Source organism: Streptomyces cahuitamycinicus, from assembly GCF_002891435.1.
Taxonomy (GTDB): domain Bacteria; phylum Actinomycetota; class Actinomycetes; order Streptomycetales; family Streptomycetaceae; genus Streptomyces; species Streptomyces cahuitamycinicus.
Window position 1 is genome coordinate 1 of the sequence record NZ_POUC01000483.1, and the last position, 5,555, is coordinate 5,555.

The 5,555-nt window shown below is 72.5% G+C and carries 6 protein-coding genes and 2 pseudogenes; 6 read left to right on the forward strand and 2 right to left on the reverse strand.

What is annotated here, in order from left to right:
- A pseudogene (locus C1J00_RS47370) lies at positions 1-179 on the reverse strand (decaprenylphosphoryl-beta-D-ribose oxidase); the annotation flags it as partial.
- Between the two features lie 133 nt (positions 180-312).
- Here C1J00_RS47370 and C1J00_RS37285 point away from each other — a divergent pair.
- Genes C1J00_RS37285 through C1J00_RS37300 form a run of 4 tightly spaced genes read left to right on the forward strand, consistent with a single transcriptional unit; the run spans position 313 to position 3,125 of the window.
- Complete coding sequence (locus C1J00_RS37285; RefSeq protein WP_102913343.1) at positions 313-834, forward strand: phosphatase PAP2 family protein; 522 nt, start codon at positions 313-315, stop codon at positions 832-834.
- The gene (locus C1J00_RS37290) at positions 827-1,771 is read left to right on the forward strand and encodes a decaprenyl-phosphate phosphoribosyltransferase (RefSeq protein ID WP_102913344.1); all 945 of its coding nucleotides are present in this window, start codon (positions 827-829) and stop codon (positions 1,769-1,771) included. The genes C1J00_RS37285 and C1J00_RS37290 overlap by 8 nt, the downstream gene beginning before the upstream one ends.
- Positions 1,768-2,220 carry a GtrA family protein gene (locus tag C1J00_RS37295; protein ID WP_102913345.1) on the forward strand — a complete coding sequence of 151 codons (453 nt, stop codon included), beginning with the start codon at positions 1,768-1,770 and terminating at the stop codon, positions 2,218-2,220. Before C1J00_RS37290 ends, C1J00_RS37295 begins: the two co-directional genes overlap by 4 nt.
- Positions 2,208-3,125: a YihY/virulence factor BrkB family protein gene (locus C1J00_RS37300; protein ID WP_102913346.1), complete on the forward strand. Its 918-nt coding sequence runs from the start codon at positions 2,208-2,210 to the stop codon at positions 3,123-3,125. The genes C1J00_RS37295 and C1J00_RS37300 overlap by 13 nt, the downstream gene beginning before the upstream one ends.
- Here the strand turns inward: C1J00_RS37300 and C1J00_RS37305 are convergent.
- Positions 3,073-4,392 carry a D-alanyl-D-alanine carboxypeptidase family protein gene (locus C1J00_RS37305; protein ID WP_102913347.1) on the reverse strand — a complete coding sequence of 440 codons (1,320 nt, stop codon included), beginning with the start codon at positions 4,390-4,392 and terminating at the stop codon, positions 3,073-3,075. The two genes, C1J00_RS37300 and C1J00_RS37305, sit on opposite strands and share 53 nt — an antisense overlap.
- Positions 4,393-4,564: 172 nt before the next feature.
- Here C1J00_RS37305 and C1J00_RS37310 point away from each other — a divergent pair, with 172 nt between their 5' ends.
- Together C1J00_RS37310 and C1J00_RS47375 are read left to right on the forward strand one after the other, a co-directional pair.
- Positions 4,565-4,804 (forward strand): SCO4848 family membrane protein, encoded by a 240-nt coding sequence (locus tag C1J00_RS37310; RefSeq protein ID WP_102913348.1) that lies wholly within the window; start codon positions 4,565-4,567, stop codon positions 4,802-4,804.
- 23 nt (positions 4,805-4,827) lie between these two features.
- Positions 4,828-5,555: pseudogene (locus C1J00_RS47375) on the forward strand (metallophosphoesterase); the annotation flags it as partial.

Here is a 5,555-nt window from a genome sequence, read left to right on the forward strand (position 1 = left end):
CGCCCCAGGCCCCGGGGGATCCCGCCGCGGGCGCCGCACTCCCGGACGGCCGTCGCGGCCTCCTCGTACGTGCGCGGGCGGATCAGCCAAGCGGCGGTGGGGGCGGTGCGGCCCCAGCCCGTGACGGTGGTGTGGTCCAGGCCCATGACGTCGGGGTCGGAATCGGTGTCGGCAGACATGTCTGTGACCGTATCGCCCTACTGTGAGCGATTAGTTAGTGAACATGGCATCCCTCCCCGAAATGGGTGATTAATGGGATGTCGCTCAATATTGCCGGAGTTCAGGCCTGGTGGGCGTGAACAGTGAGTCCACATGGACGACCTCGACGACCTGCACGACATGGACCACCGGATCGTTTCGGCGCTCAGGGAGTGCGGCAGCGACCCGCGCGTGGCCGGCGCCGCCCGCGCCCTGTCCTGGGCGGGGGAGCACGCGGCGCTGTGGCTGGCGGCGGGCCTCGCCGGAGCCGCCGTCGACGGCAGACGGCGCGGCGCCTGGCTGCGCGGCACGGCCCTCACCGCCGGGGCGCACCTCGTCAGCATGGGAGTGAAACGGGCCGTGCGCCGCCCGCGCCCCGCACACGTCGAGCCCCTGGTGCGCACCGCCGGCCGGCACTCCTTCCCCAGCTCGCACGCCACCTCCGCGGCGGCCGCCGCCGTCGCCTTCGGAGCCCTGGGAGCACACGCCGTCCCGCCGCTCGCCGGCCTGATGTGCGTCTCACGGCTGGTGGCCGGCGTCCACTTCCCCACGGACGTCGCCGCCGGCGCGGCCCTGGGCGCCCTCACGGCCCGGCTGGGCGCCCGCTGGATGCGGGGAGGCGCCGACCATGACTGATACGGCCGTCCTGCGGCAGCGCACCCACCAGGAGCGGCCCGCGCCACCCCGCAAGGGCGGTCTCCTGGCCGGTCTCCTCAGGACCGCGCGCCCCAGGCAGTGGGTCAAGAACGTCCTCGTGGTCGCCGCCCCGGCCGCCGCCGGCGAGCTCTTCTCCCGGCACGCCCTGACCCGACTCGCCCTGGTCTTCGTCCTCTTCACCGCCTGCGCCGCCGCCGTCTACCTCGTCAACGACGCCCGCGACGCCGACGCCGACCGCGCCCACCCCGTCAAACGGCTCCGCCCGGTCGCCGCCGGGCAGGTCCCCGTGCCCCTCGCCTACGCCGTCGGCGGCTGCCTGGCCCTCGCCGCGCCCGCCGCCGCTGCCTGGCTGTGCGGCCCGGCCGTCGCCGCGCTGCTGACCGCCTACCTCGCCATGCAACTGGCCTACTGCGTCAGCCTCAAGCACGTCCTCGTCGTCGACCTCGCCGTCGTCACCACCGGCTTCCTGATGCGGGCCATGATCGGCGGACTCGCCCTCGGCATCCCGCTGTCGCGCTGGTTCCTCATCACCACCGGATTCGGCGCCCTGTTCATGGTGTCGGCCAAGCGCTACTCGGAGGCCGTCCAGATGGCCGGAAAGGCGGGCGCCACCCGGGCGTTGCTCACCGAGTACACCACCGGCTACCTCCGCTTCGTCTGGCAGCTCGCGGCCGGCGTCGCCGTCCTCGGCTACTGCCTGTGGGCGATGGAGGAGGGCGGCGTCCCGCACACCAGCGTGCTGCCCTGGCGCCAACTGTCCATGGTGGCCTTCATCCTGGCGATCCTCAGGTACGCCGTCTTCGCCGACCGCGGCACGGCAGGCGAACCCGAGGACGTCGTCCTGCGCGACCGCGCGCTCGCGCTCATCGGCGTGGCCTGGGTGGCGATGTACGGCCTGGCCGTGGCGAACTGGTGACCACGCGCGCGTGGCGGGGCCCCGCGCTCCCCGACCGCCGGGAGCTCATCGGGTTCGCCACCGTCGGCCTCCTCGCCTACGCCGTCGACCTCGCCCTGTTCACCTACCTGCGCGGGCCCGCCGGACTCGACCCGCTCACCGCCAAGTCCCTGTCCTTCCTGGCCGCCTGCACGGTCGCCTACGCGGGCAACGCCCTCGGCACCTACCGCGCCACGCGCGCCCCGGGCCTGCGCCCGTACGCCGTGTTCTTCGCCGTGAACCTCGCGGGCGCCGCCGTACAACTGCTCTGCCTGGCCGTCAGCCACTACGGCCTCGGGCTCACCTCGCAGCGCGCGGACACCGTCTCCGGCGCGGTCATCGGTATGGCGCTGGCCACAGTCCTGCGGTTCTGGGGTACCCGTACATGGGTGTTCCGGGCGGAGGGCAGAGTCGGATCATGGACTGGCTGAAAAAGCTACCGCTGATCGGGCCGTGGGCGGAACGGCTGATGATCACGCACGCGTGGCGGTCGTACGAGCGGCTGGACCGCGTGAAGTGGACGCGGCTGGCCGCCGCGATGACCTTCACGAGTTTCGTCGCGCTGTTCCCGCTGCTGACCGTGTCCGCCACCATCGCCGCCGCCACGCTCAGCACGGGCCAGGAGGAGAAGCTGCAGGACAAGCTCGCCGAGCAGGTCCCCGGCATCTCCGACCAGCTGGATCTCGCCGGCCTCGTGGACAACGCCGGCACGATCGGCCTCATCGCGGGCGCGTTGCTGTTCTTCACCGGCGTCAGCTGGGCCGGCTCGATGCGCGAGTGCCTGCGGGCGGTGTGGGACCTCGACGACGAGGAGGAGAACCCCGCCGTGCGCTACGGCAAGGACGCGGGGGTCCTGCTCGGCCTCGGCGGCGCGCTGCTCGTCACCATCGCCGCCTCCGCCGTCGCCTCCGCGATGATCGGCTGGATCACCCGGGAACTCGGCATCGACGAGGGAGGCTGGGGCGGGGTCCTGCTGCACATCGCCGCGTTCGTGATCGCCGTCCTCGCGAACTTCCTGCTGCTGCTCTACGTCCTGACGCTGCTGCCCGGCGTCGAGCCGACGCGCCACCGCCTGTTCGTGGCGGCGCTGACCGGCGCGATCGGCTTCGAGCTGCTGAAACTGCTGCTCAGCGGCTATCTGCAGGGCGTGGCGGCGAAGAGCATGTACGGCGCGTTCGGGGTGCCCGTCGCGCTGCTGCTGTGGATCAACTTCACCTCGAAGCTGGTGCTGTTCTGCGCCTCCTGGACGGCGACGCAGAGCAAGGAGGACGAAGTCCCGGGCCTCACGGGCGAGTCCGGCGGCGCACCAGATCCGGCAGCGGCCAGCGGCGGTTGACCAGGAACGCGCCGCCCGCGAGCAGCACCAGCACCCCGCCCGTGATGCCGAGCGCGGTCCCGATGCCGCTGGAACCGTCCGCGGTCGGGGCGCCGGCCACCGGCTTCGAACCGGTCCCGGCCGTGCCGCTGCCGCCGTCCCCGGAGCCGCCGGCCTCGCCGGAGGGGTTCGCGCCGGGCTGGGCACTGGCCTGCGCGGCACCCCTGGGCGGCACCAGCTCGCCCACCGGTTGCACCTTCCCGGCCGCCTTGAAGCCCCAGTCGAACAGCCGGGCCGTCTCCTTGTAGACCTCGTTGTGATCCGGCTTCTCCGGGTTCATCACCGTCACCAGCAGCACCTTGCCGCCGCGCTCGGCGACGCCGGTGAAGGTGGCGCCCGCGTTGGTGGTGTTGCCGTTCTTGACGCCCGCGATGCCCTCGTAGACGGGCACGTCCGAGTCGCCGGACAGCAGCCGGTTGGTGTTCTGGATCTCGAAGGACTCGCGGACGGTCTTGCCCTTCTTGCCCTTCTTCGTCTTCCCCGGGAACTTGGCCCTGACCGTCGAGGCGTACTCGCGGAAGTCCTTCTTCTGCATTCCCGAGCGGGCGATCAGCGTCAGGTCGTACGCCGACGAGACCTGCCCCTCGGCGTCGTAGCCGTCCGGGCTGACGACGTGCGTGTCGAGGGCCTGGAGCTCCTCGGCGTGCTCGTTCATGTCCTCGACGGTGTTCTCGACGCCCTCGTTCATGGCGGACAGCACGCGCACGGCGTCGTTGCCGGAGCGCAGGAAGACGCCCAGCCACAGGTCGTGGACCGTGTACGTCTCGTCCTCCTTTATCCCGACCATGCTGGAGCCCGAGCCGATCCCGGCCAGGTCGGAGGGGGTGACCTTGTGTTTGGCGTCCCTCGGGAACCTCGGCAGCAGCGTGTCCGCGAACAGCATCTTCAGTGTGCTCGCCGGGGCGAGGCGCCAGTGCGCGTTGTGCGCGGCCAGCACGTCACCGGACTCGGCGTCCGCGACGATCCAGGAGCGGGCGCTCAGGTCCTTCGGCAGCACCGGCACACCGCTCGCCAGGTTCACCTGTGTCCCCGGCCTGCCGAGCCGGGCGCCGCCCACGGTCGACATCGACGCCGGGGGAGTGGCCGACGGGCTCGCCGACGGGCTCGCCGAGGGGCTGCCCGAGGGGTTCGGGGCGGCGACGGCGGCGGGCGCGGCCAGGGCGAGGGACGACAGGACGGCGGAGGTGACCAGCAGGGATCGCCTGACGGTCTTCTTCGGAGCGGGCACGGTCGGAAACGTACATGCCGTACGGGGTGAAGTCCCGCTTCCGCCCCCACCCCGCGGACGGAACCGGACAGGCTCTGGCGATACTGGTCTCATGCCGTGCTCATCCGGGGGACAACTCCCGGACCCCCGGCCGGACCCGGGAGCCCGGCGCTGTGACGAAAGGTCTGTTTCTGTGAAGCTCAGCCGCCCCGTCTCCTGGTTCCTGCTCGCCTTCGGGGTGTGGAGCTGGGTCATCTGGATCACTTTCGTCAAGAACCTGGTCGCGGACGGCAGCGGGCTCGCCTTCGACGACGGTCGTCCCACGGCCTACTTCTGGGTGCACCTGCTGCTCGCCGTCGTTTCCTTCGTATTGGGGACGGTCGTCGGGGCCATCGGGTTGCGTGGTCTGCGCGCACTGAGCCGGACGTCATAGGGCGATCGGGAGACAGGGACACCGTGGTCATCGTTTTCGTACTCGTCGCAGTGCTGGTCCTGGCCGTCGTGGTGACGGGCAACTGGTACGTGTGGCGCCGCCTGTTCCGCGACACGACCCAGGGCCCGGGCCTCACGCGCCGCGCGGGAGCGGTCCTGATCGCCGGCGGCTGGACCTTGACGGTCACGGCCCTGGTCGCCGAGCGCGCGGGCGCCCCGTTCTGGCTCCAGCAGGTCCTCGCCTGGCCGGGCTTCCTGTGGCTGGCGCTGTCGATGTACCTGCTGCTGGCGGTGGTGGCGGGAGAGCTCGTCCGGCCACTCCTGCGCCGCTTCCTGGAACACCGCGCGAGACGCGCGAACCACCACCCACGACCGACACCTCCCTCGGAGGAACCGGCCCCGGCCGGTGACGCGCCCGCCCCGCAGCCCGGCCACGGCGGTGGCCCGGCTCCCGTACAGGGCAGCGCCGAGGGAGCGACCGCCTCCGCGGTGTCGGCAGGCTCGCAGCCGGGCGGCGGCGCGACCCGCGCGCCCGTGCCCGCGGCGGCACCCGCGGCCGCCTCCAGGCCGGACCACGGCGCCGGCGCCCCCACGGCCGCGACGCAGGCGAACGGCAGCGGTACGGCCCTCGAGCCCACGGCGGCACCCGTGCCCGCGACACAAACAAACGGCAGCGGTACGGCCCCCGAGCCCGCGGCGGCCCCCGAGCCCGCGACGGCACCCGCGACGGCACCGGCGGCCGCCTCCAGGCC

What these genes read in the sequence shown, in the direction of transcription:
- C1J00_RS37290 (WP_102913344.1), top strand. Translation starts at nt 827, where the DNA reads ATGACTGATACGGCCGTCCTGCGGCAGCGCACCCACCAGGAGCGGCCC.
- C1J00_RS37285 (WP_102913343.1), top strand. Translation starts at nt 313, where the DNA reads ATGGACGACCTCGACGACCTGCACGACATGGACCACCGGATCGTTTCG.
- C1J00_RS37300 (WP_102913346.1), top strand. Translation starts at nt 2,208, where the DNA reads ATGGACTGGCTGAAAAAGCTACCGCTGATCGGGCCGTGGGCGGAACGG.